This window comes from Mesorhizobium sp. B1-1-7 (assembly GCF_006442705.1).
Classification (GTDB): Bacteria; Pseudomonadota; Alphaproteobacteria; order Rhizobiales; family Rhizobiaceae; genus Mesorhizobium; species Mesorhizobium opportunistum.
In genome coordinates this window covers 276,215-297,214 of sequence record NZ_VFWQ01000008.1, presented here as the reverse complement: position 1 = coordinate 297,214, position 21,000 = coordinate 276,215, and the positions used below count along the sequence as shown (strand labels likewise).

The window sequence follows — 21,000 nt, the reverse complement described above, 5'->3', positions numbered from 1 at the left end:
ACGAGCGTGGAAAGAAATCAGCCCGGTCGATCCGCCTGGAAAGCCATCGCCACGCCCTTTCGGGCTGTGTCGCGCCCTCTCTCCATCACGCTCAGCGTTTTGGTCTGGATCGCGGTCATCGGCGGCTGGTTCGCTTTGACCTATTCCGGAGCGGTCAAGGAAATGTTCCTGCCCCGCCCCGAATCCGTGTTGTCCACCACCATCAGCATGGCGCTTGACGGATCCTTGTGGGAACACGTCCTGGCCAGCGTCCAGGTGGTGCTGATCGGTTTCGTCATTTCTAGCATCGTGGCGGTGCCGCTTGGGTTGACGATGGGCACCTATCGCATCGTCCAGGCCGCGCTCGATCCGCTCGTCAACTTCATCCGCTACCTGCCGGTGACGTCCTTCGTGCCGCTTTTCATCCTGTGGATCGGGATCGGCATCGAGCAGCGCGTTGCCGTCATCATCTTCGGCATCTTCTTCCAGCAGCTGGTGATGATCGCCGACAGCGCCCGCGGCGTTCAGCGCGACCTCGTCAATGCAGCCTATACGCTCGGTACGAAACGCGGCGACACCGTCTTCCACATCGTCTTTCCGGCCACGCTTCCCAACGTGCTCGACGTGCTGCGCGTCACCATGGGCTGGGCCTGGACCTATCTCGTCGTCGCCGAACTCGTCGCCGCGCGCAGCGGACTTGGCTACATCTCGCTCAAGGCGATGCGCGGCTTCCAGGTCGACGTCATCTTCATGGCCATCGCCATGATCGGCATCCTTGGTCTTTGCACCGATCAATTGTTCCGGGGCATCCGCCGCGTCGTCGCTCCCTGGGCCAATTGAGGAATTCGCATGGAAACCCTTGCTCTCGCGACGAAACCAAAGAGCTCCGACATCGGCATCGACAATGTGGCCCTGCGCTACGGCACGGGCGACAACGCCGTGCTGGCGCTGGACGGCATCTCGTTCCATGTCGTGCCCAATGAGTTCTGCGTGATCGTCGGCCCATCCGGCTGCGGCAAGTCGAGCCTGCTCTATCTTGTCGCCGGCCTCGAGGAACGCACCGGCGGCATGATCTCCGTCGGCGGCAAGCCGGTCACCGAGCCGGGCCCGGATCGCGGCATGGTGTTTCAGGCCTATACGCTGTTCCCCTGGCTCACCGTGGCGCAGAACGTCGAATACGGCCCGAAGCGCAAGGGCATGCCGGCGACCGAACGCAGGGCCATCGTCGAGCATTTTCTCCATGAAGTCGGCCTTGCGAAATTCGCCAATCATTATCCCTCGCAGCTCTCGGGCGGCATGAAGCAGCGCGTGGCGATTGCGCGCGCGCTCGCCAACGATCCGCAAGTGCTGCTGATGGACGAACCCTTCGGCGCGCTCGACAGCCAGACCCGCCACTCGATGCAGAAGCTTTTGCTGAGGATCTGGGATCATTCCAAGAAGACGGTCCTGTTCGTCACCCACGATATCGACGAGGCGATCCTGCTGGCGGACCGCGTGCTTGTCATGTCGGGCCGGCCCGGCCAGATCAAGAAGGAAATCCGCGTCGGCCTCCCGCGCCCACGCAGCATGGATCTGGTCATGGAACCGAACTTCATCGCCATGAAACGGGAAATCCTCGAGCTCCTGAAGAACGACGAAGAGGACGAGCACTAATGCATGCCGCGCAAAAGTAACTCTCGGTTTTGGGAAGACGACATGCATGAAACCAAGATCGGCGGTCTCCTGGATATGGCATGAAACGGGCAGGGCATGAGCGTCGAGACCACGGAATTTGACTACATCGTCATTGGCGCGGGCTCGGCCGGTTGCGTGTTGGCCAACAGGCTGAGCGCGAACCCGGCAAACCGCGTCTGCCTGGTCGAGGCTGGCGGCAGCGACGACCGCACACGGGTGCGCGTGCCGGCCGGCATTCTCTCGCTCTAGGCAATCCGAAATTCGACTATGGCTACAGGGGCGTGCCGCAGCCGCTGCTCGACAACCGCCGCATACCGGTCAACCGCGGCAAGCTTCTTGGTGGATCGAGTTCGATCAACTCGATGGTCTACATTCGCGGCGCCGCGCAGGACTACGATGAGTGGGCAGCCCTTGGCTGCGCGGGGTGGTCCTATGCCGACATACTGCCGGTCTTCAAGAGACTGGAGCGGAACCTTCTGTCGCAAAACCCGGCCTATCACGGCTTCGAGGGCGAACTGCGGGTCGACGATCCGCGCGATCCCAACATCGTCTCCAGGCTGTGGGTAGAGGCGGGCGGAAGCGTGGGTCTGCCTGAAAATCGCGACTTCAACGGCGACAGCCAGCTCGGCCTCGGCATCTACAATGTCACCCAGGACAAAGGTGAGCGCTTCTCGGCCTACACCGCCTTCGTCCGGCCGGTTCTCGGCCGCCCCAACCTCCAGGTCATGTCGGGCGTCGAGGTGCTTGATCTTGCGGCTGATCACGGGCGCGTCACCGGCGTCAATGTGATCAGGCATGGAGCAACTCAACGGCTGGTGTGCCGCGCCGAGTTGGTCTTGAGCGCCGGCGCGATCGGATCGCCGCGCATCCTGCTTGCTTCCGGCATCGGCCCGGCCGAGGAGCTGAAGGCGGCGGGGATAGAGCCGGTCGCAAACGTGCCCGGCGTCGGCAAGAACCTGCGCGATCATATCGACGGCATGATCACCGTGCGGTCGAACAGCACCAGGACACTCGGCCTGTCGCTCGCCAACCTGCCGGCGATGCTGGCGGCGCCTTTTCACTATTTCGCCCGGCGCAAGGGCATGCTGACGACCAACTATGTCGAGGCCGGTGGCTTCGCGAAGACGAAATACGCCGGCAGCGTTCCGGACGTCCAATTCCATTTTGTCCCCGGCTACCGCAGCCATCGCGGCCGGCTCGTCGAATATGGCCACGGCTATGCCGTGCACACGTGCGTGCTAAGGCCCGGAAGCGTCGGCGAAATCACACTGGAGCGCGACGGAACCCGCCGCAACGTGCTGATCGATCATCGCTTCTTCAGCGATGGGCAAGATGCTCTGACCCTTGTCGAAGGCATCAAGCTGGCGCGCTCGATCCTGGCTTCGCCGGTCTTTGGCGGTATTCGAGGAGGGGAAATCCTGCCGGGACCGAATGTCGTCACCGACGATGAGATCCTCGCCTATCTGCGTGCCGAGGCGCTGACCGTCTATCATCCGGTCGGCACGGCAAAGATGGGCAACGACGCCATGGCGGTGGTCGATCCCGCCGGCCTCAAGGTGCACGGCTTCGACAACCTGCGGGTGGCCGATGCCTCGATCATGCCAACGCTGATCGGCGGCAACACCAATGCGCCGTCCATGATGATCGGCGAGAAAGCTGCAACGGCGATGTTGTCGTAGCGCTCCCGCTTCTCCTGGCATTTAGGGACAAGCTAACCACTGCCACGTGAAATCGTAATTTTCGCTATCCAGCCCCTCCAGTACACCACCGATCTGACCTCCTCGCATCCGCAGAAACTCTTGGGGGGAAAGGGCGCAGAAATGTCGGTGGAAAAAATAGACACGCTTGTCGTCGGTGGTGGCCAGGCGGGGGTGGCTATGAGCGAGCATCTGAGCAAATGCGCGGTGCCGCATCTCGTCCTCGAGCGTGGCCGGATCGCCGAGCGCTGGCGTTCGCAACGATGGGACTCGCTCGTCGCCAATGGCCCGGCTTGGCATGACCGTTTCCCGGGCATGGAATTTCCGGTGACGGGTCCCGACGGCTTTCCCTCCAAGGAGGAGGTTGCGGACTATTTCGCAGCCTATGCGAGGAAGATCAATGCGCCGATCCGCTGTGGCGTCGAGGTCAAGCTCGCGCAAAGAAATGTCGGTCGACCCGGGTTCCGCGTCGAGACGTCGGATGGGGTGGTCGAAGCCAACAGCATCGTCGCGGCGACGGGACCTTTCCAGGTTCCCATCATCCCCGCCCTTGTCCCCGGCGATGCCGGCATTCCGCAGTTTCATTCCAGCGCCTACCGCAACCCCGGACAGTTGCCGAAGGGCGCGGTGCTGGTGGTCGGGGCGGGCTCCTCAGGTGTCCAGATCGCCGATGAGCTACAGCGCTCGGGGCGGCGCGTCTATCTCTCGGTCGGCCCGCACGACCGCCCGCCGCGCGCCTATCGCGGGCGTGATTTCTGCTGGTGGCTCGGTGTTCTCGGCAAATGGGATCTTGAAACTCCAGGGCCTGGCACGGAACATGTCACGATTGCGGTGAGCGGCGCGCGTGGCGGCGAAACGATTGATTTCCGGCGGTTGGCCGCGCAGGGGCTCATGCTGGTCGGCATGACGAAGACATATCGGGACGGCGTGCTGACCTTCGCGCCCGATCTGGCGAAGAACATTGCCCGTGGTGACGCCAGCCTGATGTCACTGCTTGACGAGGCCGATGCCTATGTCGCGCGCAACGGTCTCGACCTTCCGGAGGAGCCAACGGCCCGTCGGATCGACCCGGATCCCGACTGCTTGACCAACCCGATCGGCGAACTGGACCTGGCTGGCGCCGGGATAGCGGCGATCATCTGGGCGACAGGCTTTGCCGTCGATTACAGCTGGTTGAAGGTCGATGCTTTTGACGAGAAGGGCCGGCCAAGGCATCAGCGCGGCGTCTCGACCGAGCCCGGGATCTACTTTCTGGGTTTGCCTTGGCAGTCGCGAAGAGGGTCGAGTTTCATCTGGGGCGTCTGGCATGATGCCAAGCATGTCGCGGACCGCATTTCGACGCAGCGCAAATATCTGGCCTATCACGCTGCCGCGCAGCGCGAGACAGTTGATGCCTGACCGACGCTGACAACAGCCACGAGCCCGATCTGATGGAGACCAGGATGGCGCATACGAGAATCCGCAAGTTCAACACGAAAGACACCTATCCCGAGCAGAAACTCGACAATGATCTGTGCCAGGCGGTCGTCACACAGGGCGGACGGACGATCTATCTGCGTGGCCAGTGCCCGCAGGATCTCGACACGGCCAAGAATATCGGCAGCCACGATCCGGCCGAGCAGACCCACAAAGTGATGCAGAACATCAGGCAGCTCATCGAAGAGTGCGGCGGCACCATGGAGCATCTGGTCAAGGTGGTGGTCTACATCACCGACGTGCGCCATCGCGAGGCCGTCTACCGCACCATGGGCGAGTATATCAAAGGCGTCCATCCCGTTTCGACCGGCCTCGTCGTGCAGGCCTTGGCGCGGCCGGACTGGCTGGTCGAGATCGACGGGACCGCAGTAATTCCGGATGATGGCACCGCCATCATCCCGGACTGACGGTCATGACCTTTTCCATTGTCGCTCGATGCAGCCGCACCGGCATGTTCGGTGTCGCGGTGTCGTCCTCCTCCCCTGCGGTTGCAGCGCGCTGCGCCTATGCGCAGGCAGGCGTCGGCGCCATTGCCAGCCAGAACGTCACCGATCCGACGCTCGGCACAAGGGGGCTCGAACTGCTGGCGCGCGGCGCTTCGGCCGCGGAGGCAGTCGCCATCCTGAAGCGCACCGGCGCTTATGCCGAATATCGGCAGGTGCTGGCGGTCGATGCCGCCGGAACCACCGCTATTCATTCCGGACCCAGGGCGCTCGGCATCTGGGCGCAAGCGCATGCCGACAACGTCGCCTGCGGCGGCAATATGCTGGCCCATGACGGCGTGCCGCAAGCCATGGCCGAGGCCTTCCTGGCCTCTGAAGGGCATCTCGGCGACCGCCTGATCGCGACCATGCGCGCCGCGCTGAAAGCAGGCGGCGAGGCGGGTCCGGTCCATTCCGCCGGAATGAAGCTGGTGCGCGAGGTCGCGTGGCCCGTCGCGGACCTGCGCTGCGACTGGAGCGACGGCTGCCCGATCGAGGAACTGGCGGCCCTATGGGATCGCTACAAGCCGCAGCTCGATGCCTATGTGACCCGCGCGATCAATCCGTCCGACGCACCGAGCTACGGCGTGCCGGGCGACGAGTAGCCGGCATACAAGGGGAGGCCATCCGGATGAGCGAGCTCAGTCACAAGGACTGGATCAGCAAAGCGTCCGCGCTCCGTTTTCGCGACAAGGCGTTCATCGACGGCAAGACGGTTGCCGCGCGTTCGGGCCACACCTTCGCCAGCATCAATCCAGCCACCGGCGAAACGCTGGCCGAGGTGGCGTCGTGCGGCGAGGAAGATGTCGATCTGGCTGTTGCCGCGGCGCGGCGCAGCTTCGAGGCCGGCGTCTGGTCACGCACCAGCCCGGCACACCGCAAGGAGGTGTTGCTGCGGCTGGCGCGGCTGCTGCGCGAAAACCTGCTGGAGTTGGCACTGCTCGAGTCGCTCGACATGGGCAAACTCGTCAGGGACGCCGCCTCCGTCGACGTCCCGGGTTCGGCGGCGATCTTCCAGTGGTATGGCGAGGCCATCGACAAGATCTACGACGAAGTGGCGCCGACCGGCGGCAACGATCTGGTGCTGGTGCGGCGCGAGCCGCTCGGCGTGGTCGGCGCCGTGGTGCCGTGGAATTTCCCGCTCGACATGGCGACCTGGAAGTGCGCGCCGGCACTGGCGGCCGGCAATTCGGTGGTGCTCAAACCCGCCGAGCAGTCGCCTCTGTCGGCCCTGCGGCTGGCGGAATTGGCGATGGAAGCGGGCCTGCCTGCCGGTGTGCTCAATGTCGTGCCCGGCCTTGGCGAGACGGCCGGACAGGCGCTCGGCCGCCACATGGATGTGGATTGCCTCGCCTTCACCGGATCGACCGCGGTCGGCAAGATGTTCCTGCAGTATTCTGGTCAATCGAACATGAAGCAGGTCTGGCTGGAAACCGGCGGCAAGAGCCCTAACCTTGTCTTCGCCGATTGCGGCGATCTCGATGCGGCAGCCGATATGGCGGCGTTCGGCATCTTCTTCAACCAGGGCGAGGTCTGTTCGGCCAACTCGCGCCTGCTCGTTGAACGCTCGATTAAGGATGCCCTCGTGGAAAAACTGGCTGAGCGCGCGGCGGCCACCCAGCCTGGCGATCCGCTCGACCCCGCCTCGAAAATGGGCGCCATGGTTGATATCAGCCACGCGGTCAACGTCATGCGGTTCATCGAGGCCGGCAAGAAGACCGCGCGCCTGGTTGCCGGCGGCGATCGGGTCACGGTCAATGGTCGCGGCAGCTTCATACAGCCCACCATCTTCGACAACGTTGCCCATGACGACCAGATTGCGCGCGATGAGATATTCGGGCCGGTGCTTTCGGTCATCGCTTTCGACCGCGAAGAGGAGGCCATCAATATTGCCAATGACAGCCCGTATGGGCTGGCCGCGTCGGTGTGGACCGACAGCTTGTCACGCGCCCACCGTGTCGCCAGTCGGCTCCGCGCAGGCACGGTTTCCGTCAATACCGTCGATGCGCTGAGCCCGATGACACCGTTCGGCGGCGTCAAGCAATCCGGCTTCGGCCGCGACCTGTCGCTGCACGCGCTCGACAAGTATACCGCGCTGAAAACGACGTGGATCAAATACTGATGGGTGCCAAGGCTTGATCGAAGCACCCAAACCGGCAACATAGCCAGCCATGCCGCTACGCTTCACGCTCCGACAGCTGGAATATTTCGTCGCCGTCGGCGAGGCTGGCTCCATCACCAAGGCGGCCGAACAGGTCAATGTTTCGCCGCCTTCGATCTCGGCTTCCATCGCGCAGCTGGAGGCCGAATTCGGTGTCCAGCTTTTTGTTCGCAAGCATTCGCATGGACTGTCGCTCACGGCAGGCGGGCGCGTTTTCCTGAAGGAGGCCGCCAAGCTGCTTGCCGACGCCGACGCTCTGCACGATATCGCCGGCGATATCGCCGAAAAAGTGCGCGGACCGCTGGCGATCGGATGCCTGCTGACCTTCGCGCAGATCGTCATGCCGACGCTGCGCGCCAAGTTCGAGCGCGCCTATCCCGAAGTGCGGTTCAGGCAGTTCGAACGCAACCAGGGTCAGTTGCTTGAAATGTTGCAGCGAGGCGAAATCGACGCGGCGCTGACCTACGATCTCGAATTGTCGCAGGACACGACTTTCGAACCGCTGATGCTCGTGCCGGCCTATGTCATGCTGCCGCAGGGACACCGCTTCGCCGGCAAGCCTTCCATCACGACGGAAGAACTGGCCGACGAACCGATGGTGCTGCTCGACCTGCCGTATAGCCGCGAATATTTCCTTTCGGCTTTTCATTCGCGGGGGATCCGGCCGAACATTGCCGAACGCACCGGCGACATTGCGGTGATGCGTTCGATGGTTGCGAACGGTTTCGGCTATGGCATCGCCAACATGCGGCCGCTGAACACGCTGGCGCCTGACGGCAAGCCGTTGGTCTTCGTGCCCCTGGAGGGGGATTTACGGCCTCTTACCATGGGGATCGCATTGCCCAACGCCGAGCACCGCACACAGACGGTGCAGGCATTCATTGATCATTGCCGCCGTTTCGTGGTCGAACAGGGTGTCTTCGGCAGTGGGCGGGTCATCGAATAGCGGCCTTCAATCACGCAATCTGAATTGGTGCGGAAAGCTGCTCCAGCAATTTTTCCAGCATGTCGTCGCAGCGGCGCATCTGTTCGGCGCTGACGAATTCGTCGGGCTTGTGCCCTTGCGCCATCGATCCTGGTCCACACACGACCGTCGGCATACCGAGGTCGCGGCTGAACAGGCCGCCTTCCGTGCCGAAGGCGACCTTGATGGTGTTGTTGGCGCCGGTCAGCGATTTGACGAAAGCGACGGCCTGCGAATTGGCAGGCGTATCCAGGCCAGGATAGGTGTTGGTGATGTCGATGTCGATCGCTGCCTCGGATGCGATGGCCGAGGCTTCGGCAGCGATGCGTGAGGCTTCCTTGCGCAGGCAGTCGAGGATCTCCTGGGGGTTGTCGGCCGCGACGTTGCGGATCTCGAAGTCGAGTTGGCAGAGGTTTGGCACGATGTTCAGCGCCACGCCGGCATTCATCCTGCCAACGTGGACGGTCGTGTAGGGAATGTCGTAGTCGCCGTCGCGCGTGCCATCGCGCGCCAGCCGGTCCTGTTCCCGGCGCAGGGCGGAGACGAAGTCGCAGCCGAGATGGATGGCGTTGAGCGCCAAGGGGGCCAGAGCCGAATGGCCCTCGCGCCCCCTGCAGATGGCGCGTGCCGCGAGCTTGCCCTTGTGCCCGGTCGCCACCTGCATGCCCGTTGGCTCGCCAACGATGCACAGCAATGGCCGTTGCGGCGCAGTCGCTAGCATATCGATCAGGCTGTGCACGCCGATACAGCCGATCTCCTCGTCGTAGGAAAGCGCCAGATGCAAAGGTGTTCGCAGGGTCATTTTCGAGGCCTTGAGGCACGCCGCAAGCGCGCAGGCCACAAAGCCCTTCATGTCGGCCGTCCCGCGCCCGTAAAGCTTGCCGTCGCGCTCGCTCATCTCGAAGGCCGGCAGCGTCCAGTTCTGTCCCTCGACAGGAACGACGTCGGTATGACCCGACAGCATGATGCCGGGAGCGTCGGTCGGCCCGATGGTGGCGAAGAGGTTCGCCTTGTGGCCATCGGGGCTGCGGATGATCTGACAGATAATGCCATGTGCCGCCAGCAGGTCGGTCACATAGGCGATGAGGTCGAGGTTCGAGTCACGGCTGACGGTCGGAAAGGCAATCAACCTTTCAAGGATTTGGATGCTGTCCATGCGTCTCACGTCTCGTTGGCCGTGCGCGTTATCTAGCATCGCGCGACCATGCCCTTGAAGTCGCATTTGGCTCAGCCGGGATTCACTGGATGCTAATCCAGGCGGCGGAGGCGGGTTAGGCGCGTCCTAATCGGCACAGAAGAAATCTGTAGTTTTCCGGCACGCGCCGCAACTTATGAGTAGTTTCACGGCATCTACCCACCGGGCGGATCGGCTCGCGCCAAGGTTTGAAACCATCACCGCGCACGCCGCGATGTGACGCTGGCAGGAAGGAAGCACCATTGCGCGATCCACGCTACGACATTCTGTTCGAACCTGTGAAGATCGGGCCGGTCACCGCCAAGAACCGTTTTTATCAGGTCCCGCACTGCAATGGCGGTGGCTATCGCGATCCTTCGGCCGCGGCCGAGATGCGCCGGATCAAGTCGGAAGGCGGCTGGGGCGTCATTTTCACCGAGCAGACCGAGATGCATCACACCTCGGAGATCACGCCCTTCATCGAGCTCAGGCTATGGGACGACGCCGATATTCCGGCGCTTGCCAAGATGGCCAAGGCCATGCACCAGCATGGCGCGCTGGCAGGCATACAGCTCGCCTATTCGGGCATCAACGGTCCGAACCTCTACACCAAGGAGGTGCCGCGCGGACCGTCGGCCTTGCCCATCCGGACTTTCACCAACGATCCGGTTCAGGCGCGCGCCATGGACAGGCAGGATATACGCGACCTGCGCCGCTGGCATCGCAATGCCTTCAGACGTGCCAGGCAGGCGGGTTTCGACCTGGTGTGCCTCTACGGCGCGCACGGCTTCGGCATCATCCAGCACTTCCTGTCCACCGCCACCAACCAGCGCAACGATGAATATGGCGGCTCGCTGGAAAACCGCTCGCGGCTGATGCGCGAGCTGATCGAGGAAGGGCGCGACGCCATTGGCGACACCTGCGGCCTGACGCTGCGTTTGTCGCTGGACGAGATGATCGGCGAGCTCGGCTTTGCCAATTCGGAGGTGCGCGATCTGATCGAGATGCACGCCGACCTGCCCGACCTCTGGGACCTGGCCCATGGCGCCTGGGAGGACTGTTCGGGGCCGTCGCGGTTCAAGGAGGAGGCCGCGCAGGAAAGCCTGGTGTCCGGCATCAAGAAGCTGACTTCGAAGCCGGTCGTGGGCGTCGGCCGCTTCACGTCGCCGGATGTCATGGTCAGGATGATCAGGTCCGGCACGCTCGATTTCATCGGCTGCGCCCGCCCGTCGATCGCCGATCCCTTTCTGCCGAAGAAGGTGGAGGAGGGGCGCATCGAGGACATCCGCGAATGCATCGGCTGCAACATCTGCATCACCGGCGACATGACCATGTCGATCTCGCGCTGCACGCAAAACCCCACTTTCATGGAGGAATGGCGCAAGGGCTGGCATCCCGAGCGCATGCAGGCCAAGGGCGACAGCGAGAGCGTGCTAATCGTCGGCGCCGGTCCCGCCGGGCTGGAGGCCGCTCGCGCGCTCGGCCAGCGCGGCTATCAGGTCGCCATCGCCGAGGCCGGCACCGAACTTGGCGGCCGTGTCGCCCGCGAGTGCCGCTTGCCTGGCCTCTCGGCCTGGGGGCGTGTGCGCGACTATCGCCAGTACCAGCTCAGCCAGATGCCCAACGTCGACATCTATTTCGAGAGCCGGTTGTCCGCCGAGGACATCCTGGCCTTCGGCTTTCAGAACATCGCCATCGCCACCGGCTCGACATGGCGCCGCGACGGTGTGGCGCGTGCGCATCTCGTACCGATGCCAGCGGACCCGGCGATGCCGGTCTACACGCCGGACGATTTGATGGGCGGCACCGTGCCGACCGGCAGCATCGTGCTGTTCGACGACGACCACTATTACATGGGCGGCGTTTTGGCCGAGCTCATGGCGCGCCAGGGCGCGAAGGTGACGCTGGTGACGCCATCCGCCTATGTGTCCGACTGGACACGCAACACGCTGGAGCAGGGCGCCATCCATCGTCGGCTGGCCGAGCTTGGCGTCGATATCGTGCTGAACCGGGTCGTGACGCGCATTGTATCGGGCGGTGTTGTCACCGCCTGTGCCTATACGGGTTCCCGACACGACATCGCCGCGGATGCGGCGGTGCTGGTGACATCGCGCCAACAAGACGATGGGGTCTGGCACGAGCTGAAAACACGGCGCGACGAGTGGGCGCGTAGCGGCATCCGATCGATCAAGGTCATCGGCGATGCCGAGGCACCGGGTCCGATCGCCTGGGCAACTTACGCCGGCCACCGTTTCGCCCGCGAGCTGGATGAAGCCGATATTGGCGATGCGCTGCCATTCCGGCGGGAAGTGACGGCCCTCGCGGCGGAATAGGGCGACCTGAAAATATGGGTTTCCGCAAACGACCCTTTGCCGGCGGCTGATCGATATCCCGATCGGCTATCGTCTCCGGCAATACCAATTCGCCGGTCATCATGATCGCGGAGAAGGCGGCGAGAATAATCTTGCGGGACGCGTTGCCGTAGCCTGGGGTTTATCCCGAGCCACTTTTGGAAAGCTCAGGCGGGAAACAGGAACGCGGCCTCCGGGTCGAAAAAGACCTGTCGGCTCGATGGCGACACATCCCGCGATTGCATGGCGGCGGAGGTCGGTCTGATATCGACCTTCTGTCCGTCGGCGGTCTGCGCGACGATGCGCCGGCGCTCGCCATAGAAAGCGGTATCGACCACATCGACGGTGAGCTCCGCACTTGTCGGGCTCCGCTCCATGCGAAAGGCTTCGGGTCGGATCATCAGCCGGGTCTTCTGGCCCTTGCCGAAGGCAGTGTTGACCTTGACCCCGGAAACGACCGAACCGTCCGCCAGCCGGATCGTTGCCGTGCCATTGCTGGTGCCGAGATGTTCGGCGGCAAGGAAATTCGAATTGCCGATGAAGCCGGCGACGAAATCGGTCGCGGGTCTCAGATAGAGATCCTCGCCGGTGCCTGTCTGCTCGATGCGGCCGTCCCTGAACAGGGCGATGCGGTCCGACAGGTGCAGCGCCTCTTCCTGGTCGTGGGTGACATAAAGGATGGTGACGCCGGTTTCGCGATGGATGCGGCGGATCTCGGCCTGGATTTCTTCGCGCAGCTTCTTGTCGAGCGCCGACAAGGGCTCGTCCATCAAAAGGATCGGCGGATCGTAGGCCAGCGCCCGGGCCAGCGCGACACGCTGCTGCTGGCCGCCCGACAGCGCGCCGGGCAAGCGCGCAGCGAAACTTTCCAGCCGCACCAGGGCCAGCATGTCGGCGACCTTCTTCTTCACCTCCGCCTCCGGCCGGCGGCGCACGCGAAGCGGAAAGGCGACGTTTTCCGCCACGCTCAGATGCGGAAACAGCGTGTAGCGCTGGAAGACCATGCCGATGTTGCGCTTGTGCGAGGGTATCGCCAGCAAGGATTTGCCTTCCAGCCGGACGTCGCCGGAGCTCGGATCCTGGAAGCCGGCGATCGCATAGAGCGTCGTCGACTTCCCCGAACCCGAAGGGCCGAGGAAGGTCAGGAACTCGCCCTTTGGAATGTCGAGCGTGACGTCATGCACGGCGGTGATCGCGCCGAACGCCTTGCGCAGGCCGCGGATGGAAAGGAAGGGCTGGGTCATGTCCGGAACTTTCGCTGCAGCAACGCCGTCACCACCATCAGGGCGAGCGTCAGGCCGACAAGCAGGCTGGAGGCGGCGGCGATCACCGGGCTCAAATCCGACCGCAAGCTGCCCCAGATCTTGACCGGCAAGGTCTGCAGGCTGGGGCTGGCCATGAAGATCGCCACAACGACTTCGTCCCACGAGGCGAGGAAGGCAAAGATCGCCGCGGAGAAGATTCCGATGCGAATGGACGGCAAGGTGATCCGAAGCTTGGCCTCGAAGGGACTCGCGCCGCAGACGATTGCCGCGTCCTCGATCGACTTGTCGAAGCCCTCAAGCGCGGTGGCGATCGGGATGATGGCGAAAGGCAAGGCCAGCACGGTGTGGGCGATGACGAAGCCGATCGTGGTGCCGCCGAGGCCAAGGCGCAGGAAGAAGGCGTAGATGGCGATGGCGAAGACCACCACCGGCAGCACCATCGGCGTCAGCAGAAGGCCACGCAGGATCTCGCGTCCGTGGAATTGGCCGCGAACCAGGGCGAAGGAGGCGAGCAGGCCGATCACCACTGCCAGGATCGCCGTCGTGGTGGCGATCTTGGCGCTGGTCAGCGCCGCGTCGAACCAGGCGGGGTCGGCAAAAAGCTCCTGGTACCATTTGAGCGTCCAGCCGGGCGGCGGAAAGGCCAGCCAGCGCGACGAGCCGAAGGAGAGCAGTACGATGAAGACCACCGGCAGCAGGAGAAAGCCGGCGACTAGCGCGGTGAAGCCGAGCAGGGCGATTTTCAGCCATCCCAGGCGGTCGTAGTCGAGCAGCATCTCAGATGCCTCCGCTCATGCGCCTGGCGCCGACGAGGCGCAGCTGCAACGCGTAGAGCACCATGGTGACGACCAGCAGGATGAAGGCGGCGGCGCTGCCGAGCCCCCAATTGAGCAGCGACTGGATCATCTGCGCGATCATTTCGGCCAGCATCATGTTCGACGTGCCGCCGAGCAGTGCCGGCGTGACGAAGTAGCCAAGCGACATGACGAAGACCATCAGGCCGCCGGCCGCGATGCCGGGCAGCGACAGCGGCAGCAGGATGCGGCGGAATGCCTGGAAGGGGCTTGCGCCGCACAGTGCCGCCGCCCGCAGCGTCATCGGATCGATCGCCCGCAGCGTGCCGACCAGCGGCAGGATCATGAACGGCAGCATGATGTAGACCATGCCGATGGTGACGCCGGTCAGGTTGTTGATGAGCGGCAGCGGCTGATCGATGACCCCAATGGCGAGCAGCGTCCGGTTGATGACACCGGTGCGCTGCAGCAGCACCATCCAGGCATAGGTGCGGGTCAGGAGATTGGTCCACATCGACAAGATGATAATGCCGAAGACGATCGAAGCCAGACGCGATGGCATGATCGCCAGCATCCAGGCGACCGGGAAGGCGACCAGCACGGTGACGGCGGTGACCACCGCGGCAACCAGGAAGGTGTTGAAGAACACCCGCGCATAGGTTCCGTCACCGAGCAGCGTTGCGTAGTTCTGCAGGCCGGGCTCGGGTTCGGTGATGCTGCGCAAAAGCAGGGTAAGCACGGGCACGACGAAAAACAGCGCAATCAGCACCAGTGCCGGAAAAAGGCCACCGAAGCCTGCCGGCATCCGAAATGTTGGTAGGCTCTGGCGTGTTTCGACCGACATGGCAGCGATCCGGCTGTGGGGACGAGACGCCGTCTCGTCCCTTTCTGTTCGAGGGCAGGCTTACTTCGCCTGCCAGGCATACCAGCGCGTGGCGATCTCGTCGCGGTGCTCGGCCCAGTAGTTCATGTCGAGGTTGATCTGCCCGTCGACGTGGGTATCCGGCAGCGCCTTCACCGCATCGGCCGGCATCTCGGCCTTGGCCTTGGTGTTGACAGGCGCATAGCCGCTGGCTTCGGCGAACTTCGCCTGGCCGGCCGGGCTGCTTGCCGCGGCGAGGAACTTCATCGCGGCGTCCTTGTTCTTGGCGCCCTTCGGCACCACCAGCACGTCGGCGGCGGTCAGGTTCTGGTTCCAGGAGACGCCGACATCGGCGCCATCCTTCTCCAGCGCGAAGACGCGGCCGTTCCACAGCTGGCCGAAGGTTGCTTCGCCGGATGCGATCAATTGCTGCGACTCCGCCCCGCCGCCCCACCAGACGATATCCGATTTGATGGTGTCGAGCTTCTTGAAGGCGCGGTCGAGGTCGAGCGGATAAAGCTTGTCGGCCGGAACGCCGTCGGCCAGCAGCGCGATCTCGATGACGCCGGGCGCCGACCATTTGTAGAAGGTCCGCTTGCCCGGGAACTTCTTGGTGTCGAACATGTCGGCCCAGCCGGCCGGGTCGCCCGAAACGGCGCCCTTGTTCCAGGCGAGCACGAAGGAATAGTAGAAGCTGCCCACGGCGTGATCGGTGGTGAAGCGTGGATCAAGGTCTGCCTTCGGCACGGCGGCGAAGTCGATCGGCTCCAGCAAGCCGTCCTTGGCCGCCTTGATGGCGAAATCCATTTCGACGTCGACGACATCCCAGTTGACGCTGCCGGCGTCGACCATTGCCTTCAGCTTGCCGTAGTCGGTCGGACCGTCCTGCATGACCTTGATGCCGGATGCGGCGCTGAACGGTTCGGCCCAGGATTTGGTCTGCGCTTCCTGGGTCGTCCCGCCCCAGCTGGTGAACACCATGTCCTCGGCCCTTGCGGCCGTCGATGCCAGAAGTGTCGTTGCGAGAAGTGTTGTTGCAAGAAGGCGGGCTAGGGCGCCGGTGATGATCAGTTTCATGTCGTTCTCCTCTGTTTGTTTTCGTTGGCTGTCCGCGACCGGCGTTTTCGCCTTGATCGCGTTTCCCCGGCATGCGGCGGCTACCGCATGACAAAAGGATCGGGAATGGGGTCGTCCGAGGTGCGTATCCAGACCGATTTCGAACGCGTGTAGTCGCGGATCGCGTCCATGCCGCCTTCGCGGCCGAGGCCTGACTGGCCATAACCGCCAAACGGAACCAGCGGCGAGACGGCGCGATAGGTGTTGACCCAGACCACGCCGGCATGGATGCCGCGCGCCATACGGTGCGCCTTGGCGAGATTGGTGGTGAAGACGCCGGAGGCGAGGCCGAACGGCGTGTCGTTGGCCAGCGTCAGGGCTTCGGCTTCCGTGTCGAAGGCGATCACGCTGAGCACCGGACCGAACAGCTCCTCGCGCACGCAGGGCAACCCGGTATTGTCATGCGCATCGATGATCGTCGGCGCGTAATAGAGCCCGCCTGCCTGACCGGCTGGTCTTTCACCGCCGGTGACCAGCCGCCCGCCTCCGGCAAGGCTTGCCGCGACGACGTTCTCGATCCATTCGCGCTGCCGCGACGTGGCCAGCGGCCCCATCTCGGTTGCCGGATCCTGCGGATCGCCTATCCGGATCGCCTCGGCCTTGCGCTTGAGCCTCGCCAGGAATTCGTCCTTTGCCGACCGCTCGACCAGCAGCCGGGAGCCGGCGACGCAGCTCTGGCCGGTGGCGGCGAAGATGCCGGAGACGACCGCGTTGGCGGCGCTGTCCAGGTCGGCATCGGCAAACACCACGACCGGGCTTTTGCCGCCCAGTTCGAGCGTCGTGTAGGCGAGGTTCTCGGCCGTGTTCCTGACGATCTGCCGGGCGGTTGCCGGACCGCCGGTGAAGGCGACGCGGGCGACGAGCGGATGGCTGGTCAGGCGCTGGCCGCAATCATGGCCGAAGCCGGTCAGGATGTTCACGGTCCCGGCCGGAAATCCTGCCTCATGGACGAGCTCGGCAAAGGCGAGCAACGGGGCAGGGCCGTCCTCGGAGGCCTTGAGGACGACGGTGCAGCCGGCCGCCAGCGCCGGCCCGAGTTTGACGGCGGACAGGAAGAGCTGCGAATTCCATGGCACCAGGGCGGCGACGACGCCGATCGGCTCGGGCCTGATCGTCACCTCCATGTCCGCCTTGTCGATGGGGACGAACGAGCCTTCGTGCTTGTCGGCCAGCCCGCCATAATAGCGGTAATAGTCGCCGACATAGGCGATCTGGGCGCGGGTCTCGCGGATGATCTTGCCGGTGTCGCGGGTTTCGAGTTGCGCCAGCCGATCGGCATTGGCGACGACGAGATCGCCGAGCCGCACCAGAATCTTGCCGCGCGCCGTCGCCGTCATCGATGCCCACGGGCCGGAGCGCAACGCCCGGTACGCTGCCTCGACGGCGCGGTCGACATCGGCGGTCGTCGCCGCCGGCATCTTTGCCCATGGCGTTCCTGTCGAAGGATCGATGCTGTCGAAAGTTGCCGCCGCTTCGGCGAAACCTCCGTCGATGTAGTTCCTGAATTCGTCGGTGCGCATCACGCGTGCGATCCTTCGAAGGCCGGCATCACTTTGTCGATGAAGAGCTGCAGCGACTTCTTCTTGCGCTGGTGGGAGAGGCCGCTGTCGATCCAGATCGAATACTGGTCGTAGCCGAGCGCCTCGTAGGCCTTCAGCCTGGCGATCACCTCGTCGGCTTCGCCGATGACCAGGTTCTGCCTGATCTTGTCCGGCGCATATTGCGGCATGGCCGCGATTTCGGCTTCGGTCAGCGGCTCCAATATGCCCTGGCGCACCGGCTTCTTGTTCTGGAACCAGGCGCCGAACTGGCAGTAGAATAGCGACAGATCCTTCGTCAGCTGCTCGGCATCGGCGGCGTCCTCGGCAACGAATGTGTGCATCAGCAGCATGATGTCAGGCCGCGCTATGTCGGGGTGGGCAGCACAGGCAGCGTTGAAGCGCTCCATAAGGCTCACCACTTCGCCATCGCCGGAGGCCAGCGGCGTCACCTGCACATTGCATTTGCTGGCGACAGCGAAGTCGTGCGAGTTGGGGTCGCGCGCCGCAACCCAGATCGGCGGATAGGGCTTTTGCAGCGGCTTGGGCGACGAGGTGGTCGAGGGGAACGACCAGAACTCGCCGGAGAGTTCGAAATCGCCATCCCACAGGCCACGGATTGCAGGCACCATTTCGCGCATGCGCTGGCCCGCGCCCCATGCTTCCAGGCCGGGGAACAGCCGCTGGTATTCGTAGGCGTAGGCGCCGCGCGCTATGCCGATATCGAGCCGGCCGCCGGCAATGACGTCGGCCATCGCGGCTTCGCCGGCGAGCTTGATCGGATGCCAGAACGGCGCGACGATGGTACCGGTGCCGAGCCGAATGCGCTTTGTCCTGGCTGCGAGCCAGGCGATGTTGATGAACGGGTTCGGCGAGATGGTGAATTCCATGCCATGGTGCTCGCCGATCCAGGCGGTCTCGAAGCCTGCCGCCTCGGCCTGCAGAACCAGCTCTTCCAGCTCGCCGACAAGCTCGGAATGCGGCTTTGCCAGATCCGAGCGCTCCATGTGGACAAAAAGCGAGAACTTCATCGGCTTCACCTGCGACCGGACTGAAGAATTGCGGAAGGCGAGGGCCAGGCGAGTGGCTGGACTTCACCTTCGACCTCGTTGCCGACATAGACGCCGAACGCATCTTGCGTACGTTCGCGCGCATAGCGGGCAAGCATCGAACGCACGGCCGGGTCGGCGATTTTCAACGCGGCGATCTGTTCGATGTCGACAAGCCTGACACGGCGGTCATCCGTGTAAGGGCCCTCGACCGTACCGCGATAATAGACATGCGTGCGCGAGGGGTTGGCTGCATCGTCCCACACGGCGAACAGGAAGCCGAGCTGCGCCTCGACAGCCCTGGCGGCAAGACATCCCTTGAGGCTGCGCGGATCTTTCGACGTGCCGAGCCCACGTCCGGCCGGCAATTCGTGAAACCCGTCGGATGTCTCGAAGAACAGCACACGGCCCTCATTTTCCAGAATGGCGCCGACTTCCGTGTCGGGCGGCACGGCCGCCAGCGCCTCCTGGCTGAGGCCGGGCGTCACATAGGTGCCCCGGCAATAGCCCAGCGGCTGCGCTCCATTGTGGCTGAAATCGCGAACGCGGCCGATGAGGATCGAATGATCGCCGGCGTCGACCAACTGCTCCATGGCGCAATCGAACACCGCCACGGAACCGTCGATCAGGGGATTGCCGGTCTGGCCGGCCTGCCAGCCGACGCTCGCGAACTTGTCCGCGGCCTTGGAGGCAAAGATGCCGGACTGGGCCTTTTGGCTCTCAGACAGGATGTTGATGGCAAAACCCCTCGATGTCGAGAAAGCGCTGTGACCCAGCGCTTTCTTGGCGATGCAGACAAGCACCAGCGGCGGTTCTAGCGAGACCGAGGTGAAGGAGTTGGCGGTGAAGCCGCGCGGCTCGCCCTCTGCCCCGATCGTGGTGACGATGGTGACGCCGGTCAGGAAGGAGCCGAGCGCACGCCGGAATTCGCTGCTGTCGAAGGCGCCGTCGGCCTGCGGCTTAGCGGCTTGCCCGGTGTCGAGGAAGGCATTGATGTGCCGGGTCACCCTTTCGGGCGAGGCGATCGCCATCATGTGCCTTTCTCCGCTCAGCACCAGGCATTGACCATGCGGCGCGAGCCTCGCCATCGCCGCCGACATCGCCGGGGTCGAATTGCTGTCTTGCGACCCGGTCATGAACAGGGCTGGTGCGGCAAGCCTGGCCAAGGTGTCGGCGTGCTCGGCATCGGCGCGGGCAAACAGGCGATAGGTGCGCGCGTAGCCCTCGGGGTCGACGCCTTCAAGGGCAGCACGTGCCGTCGCGGACGCACCGGCCAGGCTCTCCGGCAGCGGATCGCCGAACCAACGGGCCAATGTTGCCGCAATGGCGGAGGCATCGCCGTGCGAGCCAAGCGCCGCCGCACGCTCGCGCACCGCCTGCGCAAGGGTGGCCGGGCGGCGGAACACCGCGTTGAGGCAGACGAGGGAACGGACGCGCGACGGTGCGTGAAGGGCGATTTCCAGGGCGACCAGAGCCCCCATCGAATGACCGACGATCGACACCGAAGCCAGACCAAGATGGTCGATCAGGCGCAGTGCCTGATCGGCGAAGTCTGTGAGGCCAGCATCTTCAGGCGGCAGCGGCGAACCGCCATGGCCGAGCATGTCGATGGCGATCAGATCGTGATTGTCTTGCATCGACGCGATCTGATCGTGCCAGATCGTCGCGTTCATGCCGACGCCGTGGATGAGCAGCACCGGCGCGCCGGAGCCGGCACGGATGAAGCCGGTGCCGTCCGGCGCCGTTTGCCGGACCCATGCGGTGGCGGCGAGCTCAGCCATGCAGGTCCCCGACTTCCCTGAGGTCCTGATAGCGGTCGCCGATGCGGTGGTGCGGGCGCCCGCCGATCGACGCGCCGAGCGCCACCACCAGTTCATCGGGGGCGGGCGCATCGCCGATCTGGAAATGCACGGTCAGATAGTGCGAACGGCGGCCTTCATCGTTCTTGTCCATCAGCGGGATCATGATCGGCGTGTTCGGCCCGCCGCGCAGATTGGTGAAGGCGAGATAGGTCTTGGCGCCAACGGCCCGGCGGTAATGATTGCCGAAATGCAGCGTGTGGATCAGCGCGGATGCGTGCTCGATCTCGCCCGCCGTTCCGCAGATGGCGGCCTTGCCATAGCCTTCGATAGCCTCGCCCGAACCGGCGACGGCGATGATCCCGCGGGTCAGCATTTCGCCGAGGACGGGGGCAAAGGCGCGGATCTCCGGCGACAGGTCGTCGGTGAAGCCCCGGCCGGCCCAGGGGTTCGTCAGCACCGCGGCGACGCCGATAAGGCGCAACGGCTTGGGTACCGTCTTGCCGCCCTCGATCAGCGTGTTCTCGATGTAGGTGACGGTCTTGCGAATGGCCGGTTTCATCAGAAGTCCTTGGTCGGATGGCGCCTTGCCGCGCCGTCATCACTGTATCGTCTTATG

19 protein-coding genes are annotated in these 21,000 nt (G+C 64.1%); 10 read left to right on the top strand and 9 right to left on the bottom strand.

Features of this window, described 5'->3' with window-relative positions; genetic code table 11:
• The first annotated feature begins 6 nt into the window (after positions 1–6).
• From FJ978_RS16115 to FJ978_RS16080, 9 genes are all read left to right on the top strand, one after another.
• On the top strand, positions 7–819 hold the full coding sequence (locus FJ978_RS16115) for an ABC transporter permease (RefSeq protein ID WP_246678146.1): 813 nt from the start codon (positions 7–9) through the stop codon (positions 817–819).
• Positions 820–828: 9 nt separating this feature from the next.
• Positions 829–1,632 (top strand): ABC transporter ATP-binding protein, encoded by an 804-nt coding sequence (locus FJ978_RS16110; protein ID WP_140572892.1) that lies wholly within the window; start codon positions 829–831, stop codon positions 1,630–1,632.
• 96 nt (positions 1,633–1,728) lie between these two features.
• Positions 1,729–1,902: a lycopene cyclase family protein gene (locus FJ978_RS33405; RefSeq protein ID WP_281406137.1), complete on the top strand. Its 174-nt coding sequence runs from the start codon at positions 1,729–1,731 to the stop codon at positions 1,900–1,902.
• Positions 1,903–1,934: 32 nt separating this feature from the next.
• Positions 1,935–3,332, top strand: coding sequence for a GMC family oxidoreductase N-terminal domain-containing protein (locus tag FJ978_RS33400; RefSeq protein ID WP_281406136.1), 1,398 nt, complete (start codon positions 1,935–1,937; stop codon positions 3,330–3,332).
• A gap of 141 nt (positions 3,333–3,473) precedes the next feature.
• Positions 3,474–4,748: an NAD(P)/FAD-dependent oxidoreductase gene (locus FJ978_RS16100; RefSeq protein ID WP_140572891.1), complete on the top strand. Its 1,275-nt coding sequence runs from the start codon at positions 3,474–3,476 to the stop codon at positions 4,746–4,748.
• Positions 4,749–4,792: 44 nt separating this feature from the next.
• Complete coding sequence (locus FJ978_RS16095; protein WP_140572890.1) at positions 4,793–5,233, top strand: RidA family protein; 441 nt, start codon at positions 4,793–4,795, stop codon at positions 5,231–5,233.
• Between the two features lie 5 nt (positions 5,234–5,238).
• Positions 5,239–5,913 (top strand): DUF1028 domain-containing protein, encoded by a 675-nt coding sequence (locus tag FJ978_RS16090; protein WP_140572889.1) that lies wholly within the window; start codon positions 5,239–5,241, stop codon positions 5,911–5,913.
• Between the two features lie 26 nt (positions 5,914–5,939).
• The gene (locus FJ978_RS16085; RefSeq protein ID WP_140572888.1) at positions 5,940–7,430 is read left to right on the top strand and encodes an aldehyde dehydrogenase; all 1,491 of its coding nucleotides are present in this window, start codon (positions 5,940–5,942) and stop codon (positions 7,428–7,430) included.
• 49 nt (positions 7,431–7,479) lie between these two features.
• A complete protein-coding gene (locus FJ978_RS16080; RefSeq protein ID WP_140572887.1) occupies positions 7,480–8,415 on the top strand; it encodes a LysR family transcriptional regulator in 936 nt (311 codons plus the stop codon).
• A gap of 10 nt (positions 8,416–8,425) precedes the next feature.
• Here the strand turns inward: FJ978_RS16080 and argE are convergent, their stop codons facing one another.
• The gene (argE, locus tag FJ978_RS16075; RefSeq protein WP_140572886.1) at positions 8,426–9,589 is read right to left on the bottom strand and encodes an acetylornithine deacetylase; all 1,164 of its coding nucleotides are present in this window, start codon (positions 9,587–9,589) and stop codon (positions 8,426–8,428) included.
• A 281-nt stretch (positions 9,590–9,870) separates the two neighbouring features.
• Here argE and FJ978_RS16070 point away from each other — a divergent pair, with 281 nt between their 5' ends.
• A complete protein-coding gene (locus tag FJ978_RS16070; protein WP_140572885.1) occupies positions 9,871–11,940 on the top strand; it encodes an FAD-dependent oxidoreductase in 2,070 nt (689 codons plus the stop codon).
• A 185-nt stretch (positions 11,941–12,125) separates the two neighbouring features.
• On the opposite strand, the gene FJ978_RS16065 is transcribed toward FJ978_RS16070, so the two are convergent.
• The 8 genes from FJ978_RS16065 to FJ978_RS16030 all read right to left on the bottom strand — a co-directional run bounded on the left by FJ978_RS16065 (position 12,126) and on the right by FJ978_RS16030 (position 20,943).
• Complete coding sequence (locus FJ978_RS16065) at positions 12,126–13,202, bottom strand: ABC transporter ATP-binding protein (protein ID WP_140572884.1); 1,077 nt, start codon at positions 13,200–13,202, stop codon at positions 12,126–12,128.
• Positions 13,199–13,999, bottom strand: a complete 801-nt coding sequence (locus FJ978_RS16060) for an ABC transporter permease (protein ID WP_140572883.1) — start codon at positions 13,997–13,999, stop codon at positions 13,199–13,201. Before FJ978_RS16060 ends, FJ978_RS16065 begins: the two co-directional genes overlap by 4 nt.
• Before the next feature lies 1 nt (position 14,000).
• Positions 14,001–14,861: an ABC transporter permease gene (locus tag FJ978_RS16055; RefSeq protein ID WP_140572882.1), complete on the bottom strand. Its 861-nt coding sequence runs from the start codon at positions 14,859–14,861 to the stop codon at positions 14,001–14,003.
• Between the two features lie 60 nt (positions 14,862–14,921).
• Positions 14,922–15,956, bottom strand: coding sequence for an ABC transporter substrate-binding protein (locus FJ978_RS16050; RefSeq protein WP_140572881.1), 1,035 nt, complete (start codon positions 15,954–15,956; stop codon positions 14,922–14,924).
• Between the two features lie 80 nt (positions 15,957–16,036).
• Complete coding sequence (locus FJ978_RS16045; RefSeq protein ID WP_013897019.1) at positions 16,037–17,515, bottom strand: aldehyde dehydrogenase; 1,479 nt, start codon at positions 17,513–17,515, stop codon at positions 16,037–16,039.
• A complete protein-coding gene (locus tag FJ978_RS16040) occupies positions 17,515–18,564 on the bottom strand; it encodes an LLM class flavin-dependent oxidoreductase (protein ID WP_013897018.1) in 1,050 nt (349 codons plus the stop codon). Before FJ978_RS16040 ends, FJ978_RS16045 begins: the two co-directional genes overlap by 1 nt.
• A 5-nt stretch (positions 18,565–18,569) precedes the next feature.
• Positions 18,570–20,363: an alpha/beta fold hydrolase gene (locus tag FJ978_RS16035; RefSeq protein WP_140572880.1), complete on the bottom strand. Its 1,794-nt coding sequence runs from the start codon at positions 20,361–20,363 to the stop codon at positions 18,570–18,572.
• The gene (locus tag FJ978_RS16030; protein WP_140572879.1) at positions 20,356–20,943 is read right to left on the bottom strand and encodes an amino acid synthesis family protein; all 588 of its coding nucleotides are present in this window, start codon (positions 20,941–20,943) and stop codon (positions 20,356–20,358) included. Before FJ978_RS16030 ends, FJ978_RS16035 begins: the two co-directional genes overlap by 8 nt.
• Between the last annotated feature and the right edge of the window lie 57 nt (positions 20,944–21,000).